Origin of the sequence: Ureibacillus massiliensis 4400831 = CIP 108448 = CCUG 49529 (genome assembly GCF_000772965.1) — a bacterium.
Lineage (GTDB): Bacteria > Bacillota > Bacilli > Bacillales_A > Planococcaceae > Ureibacillus > Ureibacillus massiliensis.
Genome location: NZ_JPVQ01000019.1, coordinates 1 through 23,423, shown reverse-complemented (window position 1 = coordinate 23,423; position 23,423 = coordinate 1). Strand labels below are relative to the sequence as shown.

At 35.1% G+C, this 23,423-nt stretch carries 27 protein-coding genes and 1 other annotated feature; of the genes, 25 read left to right on the top strand and 2 right to left on the bottom strand.

What is annotated here, in order from left to right; translation table 11 throughout:
- Nucleotides 1-171: 171 nt before the first annotated feature.
- From CD30_RS11145 to pheA, 14 genes are all read left to right on the top strand, one after another.
- Complete coding sequence (locus CD30_RS11145) at nucleotides 172-1,191, top strand: rod shape-determining protein (protein ID WP_036176822.1); 1,020 nt, start codon at nucleotides 172-174, stop codon at nucleotides 1,189-1,191.
- Nucleotides 1,192-1,203: 12 nt separating this feature from the next.
- Nucleotides 1,204-2,094, top strand: coding sequence for a rod shape-determining protein MreC (gene mreC / locus CD30_RS11140; protein ID WP_036176819.1), 891 nt, complete (start codon nucleotides 1,204-1,206; stop codon nucleotides 2,092-2,094).
- Between the two features lie 2 nt (nucleotides 2,095-2,096).
- Nucleotides 2,097-2,624, top strand: coding sequence for a rod shape-determining protein MreD (gene mreD, locus CD30_RS11135; RefSeq protein ID WP_036176816.1), 528 nt, complete (start codon nucleotides 2,097-2,099; stop codon nucleotides 2,622-2,624).
- Between the two features lie 26 nt (nucleotides 2,625-2,650).
- Nucleotides 2,651-3,319 carry a septum site-determining protein MinC gene (locus CD30_RS11130; protein ID WP_036176813.1) on the top strand — a complete coding sequence of 223 codons (669 nt, stop codon included), beginning with the start codon at nucleotides 2,651-2,653 and terminating at the stop codon, nucleotides 3,317-3,319.
- A 1-nt stretch (nucleotide 3,320) separates the two neighbouring features.
- The gene (minD, locus tag CD30_RS11125) at nucleotides 3,321-4,118 is read left to right on the top strand and encodes a septum site-determining protein MinD (protein WP_036176811.1); all 798 of its coding nucleotides are present in this window, start codon (nucleotides 3,321-3,323) and stop codon (nucleotides 4,116-4,118) included.
- Nucleotides 4,119-4,330: 212 nt separating this feature from the next.
- A complete protein-coding gene (locus tag CD30_RS11120) occupies nucleotides 4,331-4,885 on the top strand; it encodes a M23 family metallopeptidase (RefSeq protein WP_170215830.1) in 555 nt (184 codons plus the stop codon).
- A complete protein-coding gene (locus CD30_RS20550; protein ID WP_036176804.1) occupies nucleotides 4,858-5,496 on the top strand; it encodes a site-2 protease family protein in 639 nt (212 codons plus the stop codon). The genes CD30_RS11120 and CD30_RS20550 overlap by 28 nt, the downstream gene beginning before the upstream one ends.
- 42 nt (nucleotides 5,497-5,538) lie before the next feature.
- Nucleotides 5,539-5,617, top strand: a sequence feature (ribosomal protein L21 leader region).
- Between the two features lie 14 nt (nucleotides 5,618-5,631).
- Nucleotides 5,632-5,940, top strand: a complete 309-nt coding sequence (gene rplU / locus CD30_RS11110; protein ID WP_036176802.1) for a 50S ribosomal protein L21 — start codon at nucleotides 5,632-5,634, stop codon at nucleotides 5,938-5,940.
- 15 nt (nucleotides 5,941-5,955) lie between these two features.
- Nucleotides 5,956-6,294, top strand: a complete 339-nt coding sequence (locus CD30_RS11105) for a ribosomal-processing cysteine protease Prp (protein ID WP_036176799.1) — start codon at nucleotides 5,956-5,958, stop codon at nucleotides 6,292-6,294.
- Between the two features lie 13 nt (nucleotides 6,295-6,307).
- Nucleotides 6,308-6,607 (top strand): 50S ribosomal protein L27, encoded by a 300-nt coding sequence (gene rpmA / locus CD30_RS11100; RefSeq protein ID WP_036176796.1) that lies wholly within the window; start codon nucleotides 6,308-6,310, stop codon nucleotides 6,605-6,607.
- Between the two features lie 233 nt (nucleotides 6,608-6,840).
- On the top strand, nucleotides 6,841-7,356 hold the full coding sequence (locus tag CD30_RS11095) for a Spo0B domain-containing protein (protein ID WP_036176791.1): 516 nt from the start codon (nucleotides 6,841-6,843) through the stop codon (nucleotides 7,354-7,356).
- Between the two features lie 18 nt (nucleotides 7,357-7,374).
- Entirely contained in the window at nucleotides 7,375-8,664 is a 1,290-nt protein-coding gene (gene obgE, locus CD30_RS11090; RefSeq protein ID WP_036176788.1) for a GTPase ObgE, read from the top strand.
- 123 nt (nucleotides 8,665-8,787) lie between these two features.
- Nucleotides 8,788-9,243 (top strand): ACT domain-containing protein, encoded by a 456-nt coding sequence (locus tag CD30_RS11085; protein ID WP_036176785.1) that lies wholly within the window; start codon nucleotides 8,788-8,790, stop codon nucleotides 9,241-9,243.
- Nucleotides 9,244-9,287: 44 nt separating this feature from the next.
- Nucleotides 9,288-10,160 carry a prephenate dehydratase gene (pheA, locus tag CD30_RS11080; RefSeq protein ID WP_408056766.1) on the top strand — a complete coding sequence of 291 codons (873 nt, stop codon included), beginning with the start codon at nucleotides 9,288-9,290 and terminating at the stop codon, nucleotides 10,158-10,160.
- Between the two features lie 124 nt (nucleotides 10,161-10,284).
- Here the strand turns inward: pheA and CD30_RS11075 are convergent, their stop codons facing one another.
- The gene (locus CD30_RS11075) at nucleotides 10,285-10,806 is read right to left on the bottom strand and encodes a transcription repressor NadR (RefSeq protein ID WP_036176936.1); all 522 of its coding nucleotides are present in this window, start codon (nucleotides 10,804-10,806) and stop codon (nucleotides 10,285-10,287) included.
- A gap of 155 nt (nucleotides 10,807-10,961) precedes the next feature.
- Between CD30_RS11075 and safA the strand changes: the two genes are divergently transcribed.
- The 8 genes from safA (at nucleotide 10,962) to CD30_RS11035 (ending at nucleotide 18,385) form a co-directional block, all read left to right on the top strand.
- Nucleotides 10,962-12,215, top strand: a complete 1,254-nt coding sequence (gene safA, locus CD30_RS19510) for a SafA/ExsA family spore coat assembly protein (protein WP_052126162.1) — start codon at nucleotides 10,962-10,964, stop codon at nucleotides 12,213-12,215.
- Nucleotide 12,216: 1 nt separating this feature from the next.
- Nucleotides 12,217-13,056: a phosphotransferase gene (locus CD30_RS11065; RefSeq protein ID WP_052126161.1), complete on the top strand. Its 840-nt coding sequence runs from the start codon at nucleotides 12,217-12,219 to the stop codon at nucleotides 13,054-13,056.
- A gap of 176 nt (nucleotides 13,057-13,232) precedes the next feature.
- Complete coding sequence (ruvA, locus tag CD30_RS11060) at nucleotides 13,233-13,859, top strand: Holliday junction branch migration protein RuvA (protein ID WP_036176781.1); 627 nt, start codon at nucleotides 13,233-13,235, stop codon at nucleotides 13,857-13,859.
- 12 nt (nucleotides 13,860-13,871) lie between these two features.
- Entirely contained in the window at nucleotides 13,872-14,870 is a 999-nt protein-coding gene (gene ruvB, locus CD30_RS20420; protein ID WP_036176778.1) for a Holliday junction branch migration DNA helicase RuvB, read from the top strand.
- 18 nt (nucleotides 14,871-14,888) lie between these two features.
- The gene (queA, locus tag CD30_RS20415; RefSeq protein WP_036176775.1) at nucleotides 14,889-15,929 is read left to right on the top strand and encodes a tRNA preQ1(34) S-adenosylmethionine ribosyltransferase-isomerase QueA; all 1,041 of its coding nucleotides are present in this window, start codon (nucleotides 14,889-14,891) and stop codon (nucleotides 15,927-15,929) included.
- Between the two features lie 110 nt (nucleotides 15,930-16,039).
- Nucleotides 16,040-17,185 (top strand): tRNA guanosine(34) transglycosylase Tgt, encoded by a 1,146-nt coding sequence (gene tgt / locus CD30_RS11045; RefSeq protein WP_036176771.1) that lies wholly within the window; start codon nucleotides 16,040-16,042, stop codon nucleotides 17,183-17,185.
- Nucleotides 17,186-17,344: 159 nt separating this feature from the next.
- Nucleotides 17,345-17,608 carry a preprotein translocase subunit YajC gene (gene yajC / locus CD30_RS11040; RefSeq protein ID WP_036176768.1) on the top strand — a complete coding sequence of 88 codons (264 nt, stop codon included), beginning with the start codon at nucleotides 17,345-17,347 and terminating at the stop codon, nucleotides 17,606-17,608.
- A gap of 117 nt (nucleotides 17,609-17,725) precedes the next feature.
- Nucleotides 17,726-18,385, top strand: a complete 660-nt coding sequence (locus tag CD30_RS11035; RefSeq protein WP_036176932.1) for a DUF421 domain-containing protein — start codon at nucleotides 17,726-17,728, stop codon at nucleotides 18,383-18,385.
- Nucleotides 18,386-18,387: 2 nt separating this feature from the next.
- On the opposite strand, the gene CD30_RS11030 is transcribed toward CD30_RS11035, so the two are convergent.
- On the bottom strand, nucleotides 18,388-19,905 hold the full coding sequence (locus tag CD30_RS11030; protein ID WP_036176764.1) for a putative polysaccharide biosynthesis protein: 1,518 nt from the start codon (nucleotides 19,903-19,905) through the stop codon (nucleotides 18,388-18,390).
- Nucleotides 19,906-19,997: 92 nt separating this feature from the next.
- Here CD30_RS11030 and CD30_RS11025 point away from each other — a divergent pair, with 92 nt between their 5' ends.
- The 3 genes from CD30_RS11025 to CD30_RS11015 all read left to right on the top strand — a co-directional run bounded on the left by CD30_RS11025 (nucleotide 19,998) and on the right by CD30_RS11015 (nucleotide 23,349).
- The gene (locus tag CD30_RS11025; protein ID WP_036176761.1) at nucleotides 19,998-20,312 is read left to right on the top strand and encodes a post-transcriptional regulator; all 315 of its coding nucleotides are present in this window, start codon (nucleotides 19,998-20,000) and stop codon (nucleotides 20,310-20,312) included.
- Nucleotides 20,313-20,481: 169 nt separating this feature from the next.
- The gene (gene secDF / locus CD30_RS11020; protein WP_036176758.1) at nucleotides 20,482-22,752 is read left to right on the top strand and encodes a protein translocase subunit SecDF; all 2,271 of its coding nucleotides are present in this window, start codon (nucleotides 20,482-20,484) and stop codon (nucleotides 22,750-22,752) included.
- Nucleotides 22,753-22,914: 162 nt separating this feature from the next.
- Entirely contained in the window at nucleotides 22,915-23,349 is a 435-nt protein-coding gene (locus tag CD30_RS11015; RefSeq protein ID WP_052126160.1) for a LapA family protein, read from the top strand.
- Nucleotides 23,350-23,423 lie beyond the last annotated feature (74 nt).

The following is a 23,423-nucleotide window of genomic DNA, read 5'->3' as shown; positions in this document are numbered from 1 at the left end:
TTCATGGACAAAATAGAAATAAAATGAATGATGTTGATAAAAAATCTATCAAGTTCTACAAAATACGAGGAAGAGCTGTATTCATACTATAAATTTTTACATTAATCCGCTATAATAAATCTTATGATTTAAGGACAGCGAAGTATGGCTTAAAGAAAGGGAGTACACAATTTGTTTGGATTAGGAAACAAAGATGTCGGGATCGATCTTGGCACAGCGAATACATTAGTTTTTATTAAAGGAAAAGGTATCGTTTTACGTGAACCTTCTGTTGTTGCGAAAAACACAAAGACTGGTGAAATTGTAGCAGTAGGAAATGACGCAAAAAATATGATAGGCCGTACACCAGGTTCTATCGTAGCTATTCGTCCAATGAAAGATGGCGTTATTGCAGATTTTGAAATTACGACAGCTATGATTCAATATTATTTAAGACAGGCTTTAAAAAACTCAGGCTCTAATTGGAAAAAACCGAATGTCATGATTTGTGTTCCATACGGAATTACAACGGTTGAACAACGTGCAGTTATTGATGCAAGCCGCCAAGCTGGTGCAAAAGAAGCGTTTACAATCGAAGAACCATTTGCTGCAGCAATAGGTGCAAACCTACCTGTTTGGGATCCAACTGGTTCTATGGTTGTAGATATTGGTGGCGGTACGACAGAAGTCGCTGTTATCTCATTAGGAGGTATCGTAACAAGTGATTCTGTTCGTATTGGTGGTGACGCTATGGACCAAGCTATTATTAGCTATATTCGAAAAGCTTATAATTTAACGATTGGTGAACGTACTGCAGAAAATATTAAAATTGAGATTGGTACGGCTAGAGTTGATGGAGATAATCAAACGATGGAAATCCGTGGACGCGATTTAGTAACAGGATTACCGAAAACCATTGACATTACTTCTCAAGAAATTTCTGAATCATTAAAAGAGGCCATTACCTCTATTATTGATGGTGTGAAGAAAACATTAGAACAGACTCCTCCTGAATTATCTGCAGATGTTATGGAAAGAGGCATTGTTTTAACAGGTGGTGGAGCATTACTAAGAAATCTTGATAAAGTTATTAGTGATGAAACGAAAATGCCTGTATTTATTGCAGAAAATCCATTAGATTGTGTAGCGATCGGTACAGGTAAAGCGTTAGATCATATTGACTTAGTCCGTTCACAACAATTAAAAAAATAAGGAGGAATACCAATGCCACACTTTTCAAACAAGAAATTAATATTGCTACTTGTTAGCATGATTTTCATTGTGGCATTGATTAGCTTCTCATTACGTGATCGTCAAAATGCAACGTTACCCGAACAGTTTATAAAAGATACAGTTGGTTTAGTACAATCATTTGTAGCTAAACCAACGAATTACATAACAGGAGTTTTTAACGATATTAATTCTTTATTAAATACTTATGAAGAAAATAAACGTTTAAAAATGCGTTTAGAGGACTTTGCTGTTTTACAATCACAGGTTAATACATTGCAAAGCGAAAATGAATCATTGCGTGAAATAGTAGAGAAAGAGGATAGTTTGAGAGATTATGTACCAATCCAAGCAACTGTTATTTCTAGAAATCCTGACCAATGGGAAGAGAAAATCATTTTAAATAAAGGTTCATCCCACGGAATCGAAGTGAATATGGCAGTCATGACAGCTCAAGGATTAATTGGTAAAATAAGTTTAGTGACACCTTTAACATCAGAGGTGGAGTTACTTCAAACGAATAATCCGAATTTTAGGGTTTCAGCAGTTATTCAAGGGGAAAATCAAGAGATTTTTGGTTTGTTAGAAGGATATGATGTTGAGCGTAATGAATTAATAATGAAGCGAATCGATTCAAGCTTAGAAGTAAAAGAAGGCGAATTGGTAATTTCATCAGGTTTAGGTGGTATTTTCCCAAAAGGAATATTAATAGGTGAAATTACTGAAGTGACAACAGATGATTTCGGTTTAACAAAACTAGCATATGTAAAACCAGCTGCAGATTTTTCAATGCTTCAAGATGTAATTATTGCCAAAAGAAATGTCATCACAATTGATGAACACGAAAAGGCAAAAACTCAAGCTGAAACAGATGAGGGTGAATAACAATGTTTGTTCGAGCCCTTATCCCGTTTGTAGCTGTAGTTTTGTTTTTACTTGAACCTGAATTTGCTCTGTTTTCTCCAATTCAATTAAATGATCAAATTATTTATTTAGTCCCAAGGTTTTTAATTTTATATTTAATTTTTGTTTCAATCTATTACAGTCGCCAAAGAGCTGTAATATATGGATTAGTTTTTGGGCTCTTGTATGATGTGTTTTACATTGATATTATTGGATTATATACCGTATTATATCCACTTATCTGTTTTTTAGCAGGATCTACTGTGAAATTTATCCATCAACATTTGAGCATTACTACCATCCTTTCATTAGTTTTAGTTGCATTAATGGAGATTGTTCTGTACAACTTCTTTGCATTTATCAATTTTACAAATATTACATTCTCAAATTTTATGATGAATCGTTTAATCCCAACTTTAATCGCTAACCTATTGTTCTTAATAATGTTAGGTTGGGCGTTTAAATATTTGATTAACGCACGTGTATTGCAACGAGCACGTGAAAATAATTAGAAATTAGCGTGAGGTGTCACTTTTTTATGAAAAAACAGCTTGTCCATATAAAAGGGACAAAAGATGGGTTGGTTCTTCGACTTGATGACAGTTGCGCCTACGCAGATTTATTAGATGAATTAGAAAACAAAATCTCTGAAGGCGGTATCGATAACAAAGTTGATGTTCATCTTGATATTGGATATCGTTTTTTAACGGTTGAACAAAAAAACGAATTGGTACAAATGGTAGAACATTCTGGAAAAATGCACGTACTACACGTTCATAGCGAGGTTATAAGCTTGACAGAATGTAATGAACAAGTTCAAGCAAGTATACGAGACACATATGTTGGTATCGTTCGTTCAGGACAAATTGTAAAAGCGTCTGGTGATATCATTATTATTGGTGATGTTAATCCGAACGGTCGTGTTGAAGCTGGAGGAAGTATTTTTGTACTAGGTAATCTAAAAGGTTTAGTACATGCAGGGATAAGTGGTAATGATAGCGCTATTATTACTGCTTCTCATTTTGAACCAACGCATGTTTATATTTCTGATAAAATAGACGTAATGTCTAATGAAAAACCATTTGTAACAGAACAAAGAGAACAAATCGTTGCCTATATTGGTGAAAATGGTGTAATTGCATATGATCGCTTACAAGAAGTTAGAAATTTGCGCCCATTTTTACATAGTGCAAAAGGAGGAAGCTAATGTGGGGGAAGCAATAGTTATTACTTCAGGTAAAGGCGGTGTTGGTAAAACAACAACTACTGCCAATCTTGGAACTGCATTGGCTCTTCAAGGTAAAAAAGTATGTTTAATCGATACAGATATCGGATTACGTAATCTTGATGTTGTTCTTGGCTTGGAAAATCGTATTATTTATGATTTAGTCGATGTTGTTGAAGGTCGATGCAAACCACATCAAGCACTTGTTCGTGATAAGCGTGTAGAGGAAAAACTATTTTTATTGCCTGCTGCTCAAACAACAGATAAAAACGCTGTGAATCCAGAGCAAATGAAGAGTCTAGTAGATGAGTTGAAACGTGAATTTGATTATGTTTTAATCGATTGCCCTGCTGGTATTGAACAAGGATATCGTAATGCAGTAGCTGGTGCAGATCAAGCGATTGTTGTTACGACACCAGAAATATCAGCTGTACGTGATGCTGATCGAATTATTGGACTACTAGAACAAGAAAATATAGAGCCGCCAAGACTTATTATTAATCGAATTCGAAAAAGTCTTATGAAAAACGGAGATACTCTCGATATTAATGAAATAACAGCACATCTTTCAATTGATTTATTAGGAATTATTATTGAAGATGAAAATGTGATTAGCTCTTCGAATAAAGGTGAACCTATTGTCATGGATCCAAATAATAAGGCTTCATTAGGCTACCGTAATATTGCTCGAAGAATTCTTGGTGAATCAGTCCCTCTTATGTCATTAGATGAGGAACATAAAGGTATGTTTGCAAAATTTAAATCTATTTTTTCAAGATAAAGAGTACTAAAATGTCCCACTTACAAAAGTTTGTAGTGGGACATTTTTTTTATTTTTACTAAAAGAGTTAATAGTTTCACGATAAGTAAAATATAATTCTAATAAGTTTAAAACAGCGGGATAATATTATCCTGTTGTTTTAGTATTTGATTCTCCTAGAATCATAATTTTATATTCTTCATATACTATGAAAAATTAGAATGGATGATCATGTGTCTAAAAAATGGAAATGGATTGGTGCAGGGCTTTTATGTGTTGCGGTTCTTGCAACGAATCATTTACAACAAAATGGACAAATAAATACGGATATTAGAAAGATTGTATATAGCTCTGAGGATTTAAATTTTATGCGCAATGTTTTAAGAGAAGCTTTTGGAACCGAAGAAGATCCAACAATAGCTGTTTCTCAAGAAGCAATTGACAATCAGCTCTTATCCTTTATTGCAGTAAAACCATATGATGATGGATACTTATTAACATTTGAGAAGCCACTTCCAATATTAGCGATTGAGAATGGCTTAGTTGTATATACCGGACATAATACGAATATTGGAAGAACAATATCTGTTTATTATGAAAATAATACAACGGTTACTTATGGCTTTTTGGATTCGTTTACGGTGTTACCATATACTTCAGTAGCTAAAGGACAAACAATTGCAAATAAAGATGAGGCCGGTGATCTTTATATACAAATAGAGACAAATGGGAAATCATTGAATTTAGAAGAAACGATTAAATGGATGAGAGAGTATGTTCAATCGTGACTCGAATGGTAATCCATCCATTATTCCTACCATTACTATTTGGTATGGTTTTATATGGTGATGTAGCGTATTACGCAATGATTTTAACATCTCTAATTGTCCATGAAGTAGGTCATTTAATAGCTGCTTGGTTAGTCAAGGTAAAGGTGGAGCGTTGTGTTATAATGCCATATGGTGGAGAAATTGAGTTGCGGAGTGGTTTTGCCCTTAATCCTACAAAACAACTGGTTATAGCACTTGGAGGTCCTATTGCAACATTAGGGTGTATAATGGTTACACCATTGTTAGATCCTTTATTTGCAGAACCCTTTTTAAAAATACAAATGATATTATTATTGATTAATTTAATTCCTATTTGGCCATTAGATGGCGGTAGGATTGTTTTTTCTTTAATTTTGATTTTTAATGGTAATGCTAGAAATTATGAGTTTTTCCTGGCCATATCCTTAATTCTTATTATTTTATCAGTTCTTATTACATTTATCCTTTTACCTCGATCTCTTTTTATTTTTATTTTAAGCTTGTTCCTATTGATGAAGATTATAAGTGAATGGCGTTACCGTAAATATCGATTAGCTTTTGAAATACACGTAATGAAAAGATTGACTTAAAAAGAACGCTGTGTTAGTATTTTAATGTTATTGTTTGTAGCACCCGTGCTACAACCGCTCTGGAAAGGTTTATAAGAATCTGTTGGATCACCTTTCATATCAGGCGAGTCTGAGTCTAAGAGGAGGTGCAGTAAAATGTACGCAATTATCGAAACTGGTGGTAAACAAATCAAAGTAGAAGCTGGACAAGAAATCTATGTTGAAAAACTAGGTGTCGAAGCTGATGAAGTAGTAACTTTTGATAAAGTTTTATTCGTAGGTGGCGAAACAGTAAAAGTTGGAGCTCCAACAGTTGAAGGTGCTACTGTAACAGCGAAAGTTGTTAAAGAAGGTCGCGCTAAAAAAATCACTGTATTCAAATACAAAGCGAAGAAAAACTACCGTCGTAAACAAGGTCATCGTCAACCTTACACTAAATTAGTTGTTGAATCTATCAACGCTTAAGTCAGAGGTGAAAAGATGATTACGGTAACTATACAAAGCGATGAAAATCGTAAATCTTACGGGTTTGAAATATCTGGCCATGCATTATCCGATGTTTATGGTCGTGATTTAGTTTGTGCAGGTGCATCGGCTATAGCTTTTGGTACAGTTAATGCCATTGTACAAATTTGTCAAATTGAACCTGAAATCGAGCAAGGAGAACAAGGCGGATATTTATCTGTCCAACTTCCTACCGATTTAGATGCTGATACAGACTCAAAATTACAAGTCGTCATGAACACTATGGTAACGCAGGTTTATACTATGGTTGCTAGTTATGGTGACTACATTGAATTAAAATATAAAATGGTGTAGGAGGTGGAACCAAATGAAATTATTCCTATCTTTAGACCTTCAGTTTTTCGCTTCGAAAAAAGGAGTAGGTTCTACAAAGAACGGACGTGACTCTGAATCTAAGCGCCTTGGTGCTAAACGTGCTGATGGTCAATTCGTAACTGGTGGTTCAATTCTTTACCGTCAACGCGGTACAAAAATTTATCCAGGTACAAATGTTGGCCGTGGTGGGGATGACACTCTTTTCGCTAAAGTTGACGGCGTTGTGAAATTCGAACGTATGGGCCGTGACAAGAAAAAAGTTAGTGTATATCCAGTAGCTCAAGAAGCATAATCGAAAGGACTGCTTAGGCAGTCCTTTTATATTGTCAAAGAAGTCAAGCAAGATTACCTAAGGGACTGCTTTATGCAGTCCTTTTTTTATGATGAATAATTGAAATTTTCATAAGTATTTACTCATTATTATTATTGCGAACAAGAAATATATAGAAAAACTTGTTATACTAAGAAATACATAACTCTCATTATCAGTTGATTTTACGTCATTTATATTTGGAGTGAATAAATATGAAACAACAACCACTGTCAATCATTCAAGTTTTGCGATATGCAAATCATGATTTTATGAATCATCTTCAAGTATTAAATATGAATTTAGAATTAGGTCGTACTGAAGAATCAAAAGGGATTATAAAAGAAATATCTGAAAGTTATCGAACATTTTCAGATTTAAACAAGTTGAATTTACCAAAAACAGCTGAATGGCTACATACTGCGCGGTGGCGATTCCCTTCAATAAATATTCATTTAAGCTGTAATATAGTGGATGCTAATGAAACGCAAAATGACGAGGAAATTGTAGAATACTTAGAAAAGACAATTATTCATGTTTATGATAGTTTAGATGCTTATACAGAACAACATCTTTTCATTCAAATTGAATCCAATAAAGAGTTGTTTAAACTAATATTCCACCTTAAAGGGAAATGGAATGCCGATGTATTTAAACATGAAAAATTAACGAAATTGAAAGTTCAAACATATGAAGAGACAAATGAATCTTGGAAATATGAATTGACCTAGAGAATAGGAGTGAAATCAATGTTTGTTGATCACGTGAAAATTTATGTAAAAGGTGGAGACGGCGGAGATGGTATGGTCGCTTTTCGCCGTGAGAAATTTGTTCCAAATGGAGGTCCTGCTGGTGGCGATGGAGGACATGGTGGGAATGTTGTTTTCCAAGTTGAAGAAGGCTTGCGTACATTAATGGATTTTAGATATAAACGTCATTTTAAAGCTGAACGTGGTGAACACGGAATGAGTAAAGGAATGCATGGGAAAAAGTCAGAGGATCTAATCATTAAAGTGCCACCTGGAACTGTTGTTATAAATGAAGAGACAAAAGCTGTTATTGCTGATTTAGTTGAGCATGGACAAACTGCTGTCATCGCTCGCGGTGGTCGTGGAGGTCGTGGTAATTCAAGATTTGCCACACCAGCAAATCCAGCACCTGAACTTGCTGAAAAAGGTGAGCCAGGCCAAGAATTAAATGTTATATTGGAATTAAAAGTTTTAGCAGATGTTGGTCTTGTAGGGTTCCCAAGTGTTGGAAAATCAACAATTTTATCTGTTGTATCCGCTGCAAAGCCGAAAATAGGTGCTTATCATTTTACAACTATCGTACCAAATTTAGGAATGGTGGAAACAGACGATGGTCGAAGCTTTGCTATGGCAGATTTACCAGGATTAATTGAAGGTGCCCATCAAGGTGTTGGACTAGGTATGCAATTCCTTAGACATATTGAACGTACACGTGTAATAGTTCACGTAGTTGATATGAGCGGTGTAGAAGGACGAGATCCATACGAGGATTACGTTACAATAAATGAGGAACTAAAACAATATAATTTACGTTTAACAGAGCGTCCTCAAATTGTAGTTGCAAATAAAATGGATATGCCAAATGCAGAAGAAAACTTAGAAGAGTTTTTAAAGAAGGTTGGAGACTCTGTTAAAGTTTTCCCAGTATCGGCACTTTCTCGTCAGGGATTAAAGCCTGTATTATATGAAATCGCAGATCTATTAGAAGTAACGCCAGAATTTACACTACATGAAATTGAAGAAGAAACAAGTAACGCAACAGTACTTTATAAACATGAGAAAAAAGGTGAAGAGTTCGAAATTACTCGTGATGATGATGGAGCCTTTGTACTTAGTGGATACTCCATTGAACGTTTGTTTAAAATGACAGACTTCAGTAGAGAAGACGGTATTCGACGTTTTGCTAGACAACTTCGTGCAATGGGAGTGGATGAAGCATTGCGCGAAAAAGGTGCAAAAGACGGGGATACGGTGAGATTGTTAGAATTTGAATTTGATTTTGTCGATTAACGACTTTATGAGCTTAAATAAAGTGTAGTTAATGTCTGGGGGCCGTGATATACATGATTGAAGAATCAATTATTCATTGGCCTCCAATTCGCTTTTTGCGAATGAATTATGAGGGGGTAGCGTATGAAAAACGTTGCAAATCAAAAGTATTATTTGGTCAGAGAAGATGTATTGACGGATGCGATGCAAAAAACTCTAGAAGCAAAACAACTTTTAGAAAGTGGTGCAGTTTCTTCAATTTGGGATGCTGTAAAAAAAGTTGATTTATCAAGAAGTGCTTTTTATAAATATCGTGATGCAGTATTTCCATTCCACTCAATTGTGCAAGAACGAATTTTAACGATTATCATCCAGTTGCAGGATCAAAAAGGGACACTAGCAAAGCTTTTAGAAATTATAACAATAGCTCATTGTAATGTTTTAACAATACATCAAACGATTCCAATACAAGGACGAGCAAATGTAACATTATCACTTGATGTGACAAGCATGTCAATTGATCTAAATGAATTAATTGAGCAAATCAATAAGCTTGAATTCGTAGAAGCAGCAGAAGTTATTAGTTCGGGGGCATTATAAAAAATAGATAATAAATTTTTAATATTCACTAGGGGGAAATGAATGTGATAGTTGAGCAAGAAAAAAAAATCGCCTATCTAGGACCAGAGGCATCTTTTACATATATAGCGACAAAGGGGCTTTTTCCCGATAATCAGTTAATGCCAATGACAACCATTCCTGAATGTATTGATGCGGTTGTAGAAGGTAAAGTAGAATATGCTGTGGTGCCACTTGAAAATGCATTAGAAGGTATCGTTCCATTAACGATTGATTATTTATTTCATGAAGTTAATTTATATGTTGTAGCAGAAATATTAGAAAAAATACAACAGCATTTAATGGTGAACAAATCCCAAGTTCATAATTGGCAGCATGTTGAGGAGATTTATTCCCACCCGCATGCACTTGCTCAATGTCACAAATATTTGTTTTATCGATTTAGTGGTATACCATTAAGGCAAATATCATCTACTTCAGCTGCAGCTAAACTTGTTGCAGAGAGCCCTGAACGTTGTATTGCAGCGATAGGGAACGCATCATCAGCAGAAAAGTATGGCTTAGAAATAGTAGAAAAAAACATTCATGATTTTCACTTTAATCATACGCGCTTTTTTGTACTCTCTCGTCACAATACTAGATTGCCAGTGGAAAAAGCTGAAGTGAATCCGAAGACAACAATCATGTTTACACTTCCGTCAGATGAATCAGGAACTTTACACCAGGTTTTATCAGTTCTTGCATGGAGAAAGCTAAACTTGAGTAAAATTGAATCTCGACCATTAAAAACGGGATTAGGTCATTATTTCTTTATTGCGGATGTGCTTGCGGATGAGAATGATGTAATGATGAAAGGTGCCTTTGAAGAGCTAAATTCAATTGGTGTTACTGTTAAATCATTAGGTACTTATTACACACATTTGACACCGGAAGGGTAAATTTATTAAAAAAAGTATTTAAAAATGATCCCTTCACTCAATTCATTTTAATAAAAAAATTCCAACTAAAAATTAAAAGGATGTGCCATGACTGATTTTTATCATCAGCTGGCTCATCCTTTTTTTACTCTTCTACTAAATATCCCTTTTCCCTTAAACGTTGCACCGCTGAATCTAGTTGTTCGATACTTGGAGCTGAAATAACATGCAAATGAGTTCCATTAGTAAGTATTGAGAGTAAGCTTGCTTTTGTATCCTTCACACGTTGAATGAAGTTTTGTACCTCTAAACGATTTGAAATCATCATAGAAGCGGTAATTTCTCCATACAACGGATGCTCAACAATTACATTTTTTAAAGTTACTCCACAATCAACAATAGTCGACATTTCATCTTCTGCTTGTTCAGTCGTATGTAAACAAACAATTTTACGTTCATAAGTATTGCTCGGTTCATCGGTTGTTAAATATAAATATCCCTGACTTGTTGCAATAATTGGCTCATTACGAGCTTTTAACAAATTCATATCATTAACAATCACTTGACGAGAAACATTTGCTTGTTTTGCTAAATCAGTTCCAGTAATCGGTTGTTTTGAGTTTTTTAATAATGTAAGAAGTTCCTTGCGTCGTTCTTCGCCTAACATTTTTTTCAATTTTAAAAAGCTCCTTTTTTCGACTTTTTATGTATATAAATTGATACCACATTCATAGTTTATCACGAGGAAGGAAATCATCCGATATTTTTTGTGTCCTTTTTTATTGCTTCACATATTATAAAACGAGAAAAGGAGGATGTATTGTGCGAACTCATGTTGTTCAAAAGGGAGATACACTTTGGAAAATTGCAAAACAGTATGGTGTTAATTTTGAAGAATTAAAGAGTCTTAATAGCCATTTAGCTAACCCAGACTATGTAATGCCAGGTATGGAAATCTTTCTACCTGATAATGTTTCAACTGGATCAAATAAAGGGAAAACAGCAACTACAAGAACTACAAGTTATAAAGAAAAACTAACTGAACCAATTATCCCTATTTCAGAAGCTCAGCCAGCACCAGCACAAGAACCGGCGCCAGTGGTAGAGGAAGCACCTGTACAGGAGGCTCCCCCTTCAAAAGAGAAGCTAACTCAACCACGACCATTACCAGAGTACATTATGCCACAACCAATACAACCAGTACCACCAGCACCACCAATGCCACAACCAGAAGTAATGCCTGATTTTCATTTAGATTTTGCTCCACAATTACATTTTACACAACCAGTTTCGCAAACTTTACCAACACCGCAGCCACAACCTGTTCCAATGCCAATGATTATGCCGCAACAGCAACCACAGCATATTCCAATGCCGATGCCAATTCCACAACCAATTATGATACAAATGCCGAAGCCTGAGGTTGAGGAAAAAGAAGTAACAAGAACAGAGTATGTTCCAGTGCCACAGCCATATTATGTGTACATTCCATATATTCCAGAGCAAATGATGCCAGTTCATCACCCATGTCCATGTTCGTCCCATCATCATGTTAAACCTTGTGGCTGTGGAGGAAATCAGCAGATGCCTATGCATATGCAATATGCTCCAATGCACATGGAACAAATGCCAATGATGGAGATGCCTTGTGGCTGTGGTGGTTCTCAACATTTTGACTCTAATTTTATGCAACCTCAGTATTTTGAACCCAATTATGACATTGCTCCTGTGATGGTGGATAATAACAAAGATTCGACTTTGCCTGATTGGTTAGAAGATTCATCATCTTCATCAGAAGATATGAATTTAGGTCATGAATTAGGGTTTGATGCCAAGTATAATTACGACGATTATTCACAAATGCAAGAAGGAGCTGTTCCAGACTTTTATCACGGTAGCCCAAATGAGCATGTGATGGGGTATCCAATGCAACAAATGCCGTATATGCCTCATAATGTAATGCCTGATCATATGATGCCTCACCACATGATGCAGCAACAAATGACGTATCCAATGTACCAAAACCAACCATTTATGAATCAAAATTTACCGCACCAAAAACCTTGGAATTATTAAAATGCAAATAAAAAACAATATATGGAAAGAAGAAACACCAAATGAAACACTATTTATAAAAAAGTATGATAATGATTTTGTTGTTGATAAAGTAAAATTTATACATGAGAGACTAGAGCAAATTGAGTTTCCATATGTTATTCCACTAAAAAAAACCAAAGAGCCTAATTTATTAGTACAGAAATGGCAACCAAGAAGCTACAGTGCCGATTTCTCTAAAGAATCCGATCGTAAACATGCGGTGAAAATATTAAAGGCATTGCATCAAACAAGTAATGTAATTGACTGGAAAAGTAAAAGTATTGTACCAAGACAAAATTTACTTCATAAATGGACAGTTCGACTGGAACGTTTTTTATCATATGAAAAAGAGCTAGTTCCTTATTTACAGCATGGATATTATGATATTACGCTATATGCAAATCGTGTATTAAGGAAAATGAAAAAAAACCTTGATAACAAATCCCCACAGCTTACTTTATTACATGGTGATGTGGTGCATCATAATTTCTTAGTAACGCTCGAGGGTATGAAATTGATCGATTTTGATTTAGCTGTCCTTGGAGATCCGTCTGACGAATGTATACTTTGGTTGCATCGAGCATTACCGACAGTCGATTACGATCTCCAATTATTATTAGATGAAAATCAATATTTGGTTGAAAAAAGTAGCCATAAAATGTTCTATCTACAATATCCCAATGAGCTATTAAGAGAATGGCTCTATACCTTACAGCTTGGAGATATCGAAAAGGAAGCCTTTTTAGACTATTTAATGCCATTTACAGAAAAAGCTTTAATGCATTGGCCCGAGTTAATTGCAAAAACTGAAAAAGTATAAATTTAACCATTACATGTTAGTCGAAACCATTCATTTATGATAGAATAATTGAATCAAAATAGTTGAAATTGACCGTCTATTAAAAGGCGGTCTTTCTTTCGTATGTACTGCGGTAGATTCGCTAATCAATAGCCGGAATATGCTATAATGGGAAGCAGTGAATGTGAGGGATTGTAATGTATGATTATATTATTGGACAAGTAAAGCGAGTAACACATGAATATATCGTAATAGAGCAACAACATATTGGATGGTGTATTTATACTCCAAATCCATTTGTATTCCAAGTAAAAGATGAGTTACAGCAAGTGTATATACATATGCATGTTCGTGAAGATGCACACCTGTTGTTTGGATTTAAATCATTAGATCAAAGAGAATTATTTAGAAAGCTTATTCAAGTATCAGGTATCGGTCCAAAGGGTGCGTTAGCAATCTTAGCAGGTGGTAATCCTGCACACGTAATTTCAGCAATAGAATCAGAGGATGAATCATTACTAGTTAAATTTCCTGGTGTAGGGAAGAAAACAGCTCGACAAATGATACTTGATTTAAAAGGAAAACTCGGAAACTTATCTATTCAACATGAAGTTGTTATACCAAGTAAAGAAGATGAACTCCCGTTGTTTGGTGTAAATCCAAACCAACATCTTTTAGACGAAGCCTTTTTGGCATTAAGTGCTCTTGGGTATTCAGATAAAGAACTATTGAAAATAAAACCAAACTTAGAGAAAAATGAAAATTTATCAACAACTGAAGGATATATGAAGGAAGCTTTACAATTATTATTAACATCGAAGTAAGGGGGGAAACAGATGTCTGATCGAATCATTTCCAGCGAAGTAAGCAACTATGATGAGCAATTTGAACTTTCCCTAAGACCTCAAAAGCTAAATCAATATATCGGCCAGCAAAAGGTTAAGGATAGTTTAAAGATATTTATAGAAGCTGCTAAACTACGCCAAGAAAGCTTAGATCATGTGTTGCTATACGGTCCTCCTGGTCTTGGGAAAACCACATTAGCAAGTATTATCGCCAACGAAATGAATGTTAATATTCGTATGACAAGTGGACCAGCGATTGAACGACCTGGTGATTTAGCTGCCATCGTTAGTTCGTTAGAGCCAGGGGATGTGCTATTTATTGATGAGATTCATCGTCTTTCAAGATCAATTGAAGAGGTACTTTATCCGGCTATGGAGGACTTTTGCTTAGACATTGTCATCGGAAAAGGAAATGAAGCCCGTACTATTCGGTATGATTTGCCACCATTCACATTGGTTGGTGCGACTACGAGAGCTGGTGCCTTGTCAGCTCCTTTCCGTGACCGTTTTGGAGTTATGTTACGTCTAGATTATTATGATGAGCAGTCTCTTATTGAAATCGTGATAAGGAGTGCTAATCTTTTCGAAGTAGATATCGAATCATCTGCTGCTAAAGAAATTGCTAGACGTTCAAGGGGGACACCGCGTATTGCTAATCGTTTATTAAAACGAGTAAGGGACTATGCTCAAGTAATTGGAGATGGCATTATATCTCTTCCAATCGCCAATCAAGCCCTACAACTTCTACAAGTTGATCCACTTGGACTAGATCATATTGATCATAAGCTTTTGAAAAGTATGATAGAAGGCTTCCAAGGCGGACCAGTTGGCCTTGATACACTTGCTGCATCAATTGGTGAAGAAAGGGTAACAATTGAGGATGTATACGAACCTTATTTAATGCAAATTGGTTTCATTCAACGTACTCCACGTGGGCGTGTTGCAACACAACTCGCATATGAACATTTTGGTTACTCACAACAAACATAAAAAAAGGAAGTTTCAATAATGAAAGTAGAAGATTTTGATTTTGATTTACCTGAAGAGTTAATCGCTCAAACACCATTAGAAGATCGTACTGCTAGTCGATTAATGATAGTAGATCGCAAAACTGGGGAAGTTGAACATCATCATTTCCCTCGTATTGTTGAGGAACTCCAAAAGGGGGATTGCCTCGTTTTAAATGATACACGTGTAATGCCTGCAAGACTTTTCGGAGTAAAAGAAGAAACAGGAGCTCACATTGAGATATTATTATTAAAACAGGGGAATGCAGACGAATGGGAAACTTTAGTTAAACCTGCAAAACGTGTGAAGATAGGTACAGAGATTACATTCGGTGACGGTTTATTAAAAGCTACTTGCACTGGTGAACTAGATCATGGTGGACGTCTCTTTAAATTTAGTTATGATGGTATTTTTTACGAGATTTTAGATCAACTCGGCGATATGCCATTACCACCTTATATTCATGAAAAATTAGAGGATCGTGAAAGATATCAAACGGTTTATTCTAAAGAAATTGGCTCGGCTGCTGCACCAACAGCTGGATTACATTTTACGAATGAAATTTTAGAGCTGATTAAAGAAAAAGGTGTGGAAGTTGTTTTTATTACACTACATGTTGGTCTTGGAACCTTCCGCCCGGTTAGTGTAGATTCCATCGAAAATCATGATATGCATTCTGAATTTTATAGTGTAACAGAAGAAGCAGCAGAGGTGATTAATCGTACAAAGAAACATGGTGGAAAAGTAATCGCAGTTGGCACAACATCCACTCGAACACTCGAGACCATTGCGCAAAAATACAATGGAGAAATTCGTGCTGAACAAGGGTGGACAAATATTTTCATCTATCCTGGCTTTGAATATAAGGCAATTGATGGATTAATTACGAACTTTCATTTACCTAAATCAACTTTAGTTATGTTAGTAAGCGCTCTAACGTCTAGAGAGATCATTTTAAATGCATATAGAAAAGCTGTTGAAGAAAAGTATCGCTTCTTTAGCTTTGGAGATGCGATGTTTATTCGACCGAGCCGTGACTAATATAAGTATAGGCTTTAAGTTGAAATCGGGGAAACTAGAGAATAATAATTCTGGAATACCTAAAGACTGATTAAAGTACTGTTTTTACTTCACAAGAAAGGGAATAAAAAATGACAAAACCTGCAGTAACCTATGAATTAATTAAAACTTGTAAACAAACAGGAGCGAGACTTGGAATAGTCCATACACCACATGGCTCCTTTGAAACACCAGCATTTATGCCAGTAGGAACTCAAGCAACGGTCAAAACGATGTCTCCAGAGGAATTAAAAGAGATGAATGCGGGCATTATCCTATCGAACACCTATCATTTATGGCTACGTCCTGGTAATGACATTGTAAAAGAAGCTGGTGGTCTTCATAAATTTATGAACTGGGATCGTCCAATTTTAACCGATTCGGGCGGCTTCCAAGTATTTTCACTAAGCGAATTCCGTAAAATTGAAGAAGAAGGTGTACATTTCCGTAACCATTTAAATGGGGACAAGCTATTCTTAAGCCCAGAAAAAGCGATGGAAATTCAAAATGATCTTGGTTCGGATATTATGATGGCCTTTGATGAATGTCCGCCATACCCAGCAACGTATGAATATATGTTAAATTCCGTAGACCGTACGACACGTTGGGCAAAACGTTGTAAAGAAGCACATAGCAGACCAGAAGATCAAGGGTTATTTGGTATTGTGCAAGGTGGAGAATTTGAGGATTTACGTAAACGTTCAGCAGAAGCGTTAGTGGAACTTGATTTACCTGGATATGCAGTTGGTGGACTTTCTGTAGGTGAGCCGAAGGACATTATGAATCGTGTGCTCGAGTTTACAACACCATTATTACCTGATAATAAACCACGTTATTTAATGGGTGTTGGTTCTCCAGATTCATTAATTGATGGAGCGATTCGTGGAATTGATATGTTTGACTGCGTATTACCAACACGTATTGCTCGAAATGGCACATTGATGACATCAGAAGGTCGTTTAGTTGTAAAAAATGCGAAGTATGCTCGCGACTTTAGCCCAATTGATCCAAACTGTGATTGCTATACATGTAAAAACTATACTCGTGCTTATGTTCGTCATTTAATTAGAACAGAAGAAACATTTGGTATTCGTTTAACAACATATCATAATCTGCATTTCTTATTAAAATTAATGGAGCAAGTTCGACAAGCAATCCGCGAAGATCGTCTAGGAGATTTCCGTGAAGAATTCTTTGAAAAATACGGTTTTAATAAGCCGGATGCTAAAAATTTCTAAATTAATTTAAGCAAAATTATATAAAGTAAAATATTTCAAATTTTATCTACTTTTAAAAAAATATGAAATATTTCATAAAAATGATAGTTTCAAATCGCTTTTTATAGTCAATTTATAATATACTATTTAAGTGAGATTAGGAAAGGGGGATTTACGGTAATGGATGGTTTATTACAAATACTACCAATTATTATTATGTTTGTAGCTATGTGGTTTTTCTTAATTCGCCCGGCTCAAAAAAGACAAAAAGCAACTGCGCAAATGCAAAATAGTTTAAAGCGCGGTGATCGCGTTGTGACAATTGGTGGATTACACGGTGAAATTGATGCGATTGAAGATACTTCAGTATATATCCTAGTAGATGGGAATACTCGTTTAAAATTTGAACGTCAAGCAATCGGACGCGTAGTAACTGAACAATAATAGTAAAAAAGCCTACGAATTTGGACAAGCTCCCAAATTCGTAGGCTTTTTTCATTTTCAATATTTGAATAGTTAAGATGAAGAGTGCAAACAATGAGTGAGGAAGGGGAGTTTGAAATGGAAGTTTATTTTGAAATATTTTATCGCACGGTACTTTTATATATATTCGTCCTCATTGTTTTTCGGATGATGGGGAAAAGAGAAGTTGGCGAACTTAGCATTATGGATTTAGTGGTCTTCGTTTTAATTGCAGAATGTGTCGCCTTCTCTTTAGATGATATGGAAAAACCAATTTTACAAACAATTTTCCCAATCCTTATTTTGTTAGGGATTCAATTTCTGAATTCAATTATTGCGTTAAAAAGTAAAAAATTTCGTGATTTAGTAGATGGAGACCCATCCTTAATCGTCCGAGATGGGGTAATTAATGAAGCAGAAATGAAGAAACAGCGATACAATTTAGATGACTTATTTCAGCAATTACGTGAAGAAAGGGTACCATCCATTCAAAATATTGCCTATGCCTATTTAGAGCCTTCAGGTAAACTATCTATCTTTTTAAAAGAAGAAGACCCACTCGTTTTACCATTAATTATCGATGGAAATATAATTGAAAAACATATAACCATGATAGATAAGGATGAATCATGGTTATATGAGACATTAAAAAAGAAAGGTTATGATAATCCAGATGATATATTTTACTGTTGCTATGAAAACTATGATTTACATGTTCAATTAAAGCAAGCGGCAATCAATCAAAATACGGCCAATTAACATTATTTTGAACGTGAAACAACTGCCTTTAAATATTTGAAATCACTAAATCTGAATTGGTTAAATAGTACGAGTAAAACGGTGATAATACCTAATGTGATCGCACCATTTGTCCAAAAATCAAAGCTGAACCTTGGTAATAAGAAGCTTTGAATGATGCAGGTTACAATAAAAATAAAGTAAGGAATAATAAAGAAACGGAAGCCCCCAGCAATCATTTTATTTTGACGAATCGTTGCAATATGTAAAAACGAAGTCATCAATACGCCAAAACCAATAGCAATAATTGCACCATTTTCGGCGATAGAGGCCTGTGACGCTAAAACGAACATAACAAATAGTTTTCCTAAACCACCATAGATGGAATTCATCATGGCAGCGCGTGCCTCATCCACTGCTTGTAAAATGGAATGTAGAGGGCTTTGAATATAGTAAAAATAAAAAATTGGAGCTAATACACGCATGTAGCCTTTTGTTTCTTCAAGTCCGAAAAGCTGTGCTGCTAACTCATCTCCATGGAGGAAGAAATAAGTAGCTGCATAACAACCAATAATTGAAGATAATCTTAAAGAAAGCTCAATGCGCTCATTTAATAAAGAATAATTATTTCTTGCGACAGCACTGCTAACCGCGGGTATTAACACGATGGCAAGGGCATTTGGAATAAATGAAGGGAATAATAATAGTGGAATATGAACACCAGAAATTACCCCATATAATGTTGTTGCACCGGCAGCAGTAAATCCTGCTAAGGTCAATGCTTTTAAAAAAACAATAGGTTCTAAAAACCACGTAAATGTTCCGAAAAGTCGACTACCTGCTGATGGCACCGCTACTCTTAATAAAGGCATCGATGGGTATGGCTTTACTTGTTCAGTTGATTTTAGTTTTCGTTTAGACCATAAATAGTGAAAATATAAATATAAAAATGAAACTACTTCTCCTACAAGTGTGATTGCCATCGCATAGGCAGCTGTTACTTCTGGGTTGTCTGCAACAACAAACATTGGTAAAACCATTGAAATAAGAGCAATTCTTACAAGCTGTTCAATCATTTGGGACCAAGCTGTAGGAGAAATTTTCGTTATGCCTTGTAAATAACCTCTTATTAAACCGGAACATACGACGATTGGTACTGCACCTAAAGCGATATACAGCGTTACCGTTGTTGCTTCATTATGTAATAATGTGCCTGCTAAAAATGGGATAAAGAAATACAATATTGGAACAAAAACGATTATTGACGCGATTGACCATTTTGTTGCTGTTTTCATAACAGCCTTGAGTTGACCAAGACGTTTCTTTGCATATAATTCGGCAATGATTTTTGCAACGGCTATAGGTAGTCCAATTTGAACGAGTGACATGAAAAAAATAAAGGCAGGGTATGCGGTCATATAAACCCCTACAGCTTCTTCTCCAGCAATCCTCATAAATTGCATTCTATATACAAAGCCTAACAATTTAGATAAAAAGATGACAACCATTAGAAAAATAGTACCTCTAACGAATGAAGCCATTGATTCAATCCCTTCTCAATTAAAGAAATATCAGCTACAATATTTGTATGCTTGTTCTATAGATGTTAAAACAAATGCTTGGAGTGAATCATATGATAATCGAATATAAAGATATATATGAAAAAGTAATGCCAGCGTTACAAAGTAAGGCGGAAGAATTTGAGCATTTAGGTTATGAAGGGATAACTATTGATTCTGTTTGGAACTATTGTATAAATAAAAAATGGCGTAAAAAAATAATTGAGGAATTAAAAATTCATGAAATTGTTGAAACAATTTTCTCTATATCAGCATCTGAGATTGTGAGCTTTACACAAATTAAGTCATTCCAAACTACCGATTGGTTTGGAGAAATACGTCAAGATGAATTAAATGAATTATTAAGAATTGAGCCCAAAAAAGAGTAACGTTAACTTTTAAAATATCTTTATTTGTGTTGATTTGACAGTATGCAAATCGTGATTCATAATAGGTTTGTTGCATATAAGGAAGAGTTTTATGGTATAAAAACTAGGAGCGCATCAAGCGTTTTTTTGTTTATCGTAGTAGTGTACATACACCTGAGGAGGATTAGGCATGAAATTAAAAAGCCGTGTAATAGCTTTTGTAGCTATTGTTGTTGTGCTATTTGCAGCAATGGGTGCAACAGTTAAAGGAGTTTTAGATGATGTAAAACTCGGCTTAGATTTACAAGGTGGTTTTGAGGTTTTATATCAAGTCGAACCATTAAAAGAAGGACAAGATATAACACCCGATGTTGTAACCGATACAACGACAGCTTTGTTAAATCGTATTGACCAATTTGGTGTTAGTGAGCCAAGTGTTCAAATTGAGGGAGAGGACCGTATTCGTGTACAATTGGCAGGGTTAGATGACCAATCTTCTGCTCGTGAGTTATTATCAAGTACTGCGAATTTATCCTTCCGTGATGTGAATGACAATTTATTATTGGATGGTACAGATTTAGTAGAGGGTGGAGCTGCTGCTTCTTTTGATCAAAATCGTCCAATCGTTACTCTGACATTAAAGGATGCATCTAAATTTGCAGATGTAACAAGAAAAGTTGCCTCAATGCCACAAGGTCAAAATTTACTAGTCGTTTGGTTAGATTTTGAAGAGGGTGTTGATTCTTATGTTCAAGAGGTTTTAAAACCTGAAGAACAACAAAAATTTGTTTCAGTTGCTGGGGTAGATGAAGTTTTAAATACAACGAATGTTATGATTAGTGGAAGCTTTACTGTTCAAGAAACAAAGGATATTGCAAGTGTTCTGAATGCAGGTGCGTTACCTGTTAAGCTTACAGAAATTTATTCCACATCCGTTGGGGCTCAATTTGGTGACCAAGCATTAAAAAGTACGGTTTATGCTAGTATTGTAGGGGTCCTAATCATCTTTGCATTTATGATTCTTTATTATCGTCTACCAGGATTTATATCTGTTATTACGTTAACAGTATTTACTTACCTTGTTTTATGGGTATTTAATGGAATTGGAGCAGTTTTAACATTGCCAGGTATTGCTGCACTAGTGCTCGGTATTGGTATGGCTGTTGATGCGAATATCTTAACTGCAGAGCGTATTAAGGAAGAGTTAAGGGTTGGCAAAAGCGTGAAGGAAGCATATCAGCTAGGTTCCAAACAATCATTAACTGCTATCATTGATGCTCAGTTGACTACGTTACTTGCAGCAGCTGTATTATTCTATTTTGGTACAAGTTCTGTAAAAGGATTTGCTACAACGCTTATGATTTCAATTGTACTAAGCTTTGTCACAGCTGTATGGTTATCAAGGATATTATTAGGATTGCTAGTTAAAAGTGGTTATCTGGATAAACCATTTTTATTCGGTGTGTCGAAATCGAAAATTCATGATGAATCTGAGGGACTTACATCTTTAGATTTATCTACGAAGTTTGATCGATTTAATTTCGTCCACCACCGTAAAAAATTCTATACATTATCATTATTGATACTTGTTGTTGGTGCAGTTATCTTGGGCATTTTCCGCTTAAATTTAGGCATTGACTTCTCAAGTGGTACACGTGTGGAAATTCTTGCAGATGAGTCATTAACACAAGATGATATAGCAACTTATATAGAAAAAATTGGGTTCCCATCAGAGGAAGTTGTTATTTCGGGGGAAAACAATGATACAGCAGTTATTCGTTATAAAGATGATTTAACTCAGGAAGAAATATTACAGTTAAAAGAAAATGTCTTAACTGATTATGGTCATGATCCAAGTGTAAGCACAGTTTCAGATACTGTAGGAAGAGAATTAGTGAAAAACGCAATTTATGCTCTTGCAATTGCAGCACTAGGTATTATTATATATGTTGCAATTCGATTTGAATGGCGTATGGGTGTTGGTGCTATTGCATCATTACTACATGACGTATTCTTTATGGTAGCGATTTTCAGTTTCTTACGACTAGAAGTTGATATTACATTTATCGCGGCAATTTTAACAATCGTCGGTTATTCGATAAATGACACGATTGTTACCTTCGACCGTATCCGTGAAAATATAGATAAAAAAGGCGAAATCTCTTCCGCTGAAGAGTTAGCAGAAATTGTGAACAAGTCCCTTCGTCAAACAATGGGTCGTTCTATTAATACTGTTTTAACAGTTATCATTGTTGTCGTTGCACTATTAATTTTAGGTGCTCCAGCAATTCAAAACTTCTCAATTGCCTTACTGATTGGTTTAATTACAGGAATGTATTCTTCAATCTGTATCGCTGCTCAGCTTTGGTACACATTAAAGGTGAGTCAAATGAAGAAAAAAGGTACAAAAGTTGTGAAAAAAGAGAAAAAACAATGGGGTACAGACGAACCTGTTGTTTAATATAAAGTAAAAGTTAAAGGTGTACTATTTCTCTTTTTAGAGATAATATAGTACACCTTTCTTTTTTAATTTTTTACTATTTTTCCCTACATTTTTCGACTTATAAAAATTATAATAATGAAGAAAGTGTAGCAAATTATTTGATAGAAGGAGTGGCTCTAGTTGAAAGAACAATGGAGATTAATATTAGGACTTATAATAGTAATTATTATTGCTGTGTTTGCAATCGTAAATGTAGAAGAAGTTCCCGTTAGCTTTGTAGTCGGTGTAGCGAGCTGGCCACTGATTTTAGTCATTTTAGGTTCAGCTTTTTTAGGGGTTATTATTAGCTCCTGTTTTGCTGGCATTAGAATTTTCAAACTAAAAAAAGAAATTCAAGAGCTTGAACGTTTAATCCCAAACTACGATAAAATTAAAGCAAGAAGAAAAGAAGAGGAAGCGGTAGAAAAAGCGAAGAGGGAACAAGCTAGAATAGAAAAAGAGCGAGCGAAAAAGGAAAAAGCTCGAATGGAGAAGCTTGAAAAAGAAAGAATAGAAAAAGAAAAATTAGATAATGTAAAAAAGAATCAAGATAATAGTTCAAATGAAATAAAATAATAGAAATTTATTTGAAAGTCAATTTATCATTAATTGGCTTTTTTATTGTTTTTAGGCTACACATTGAAAAAAAG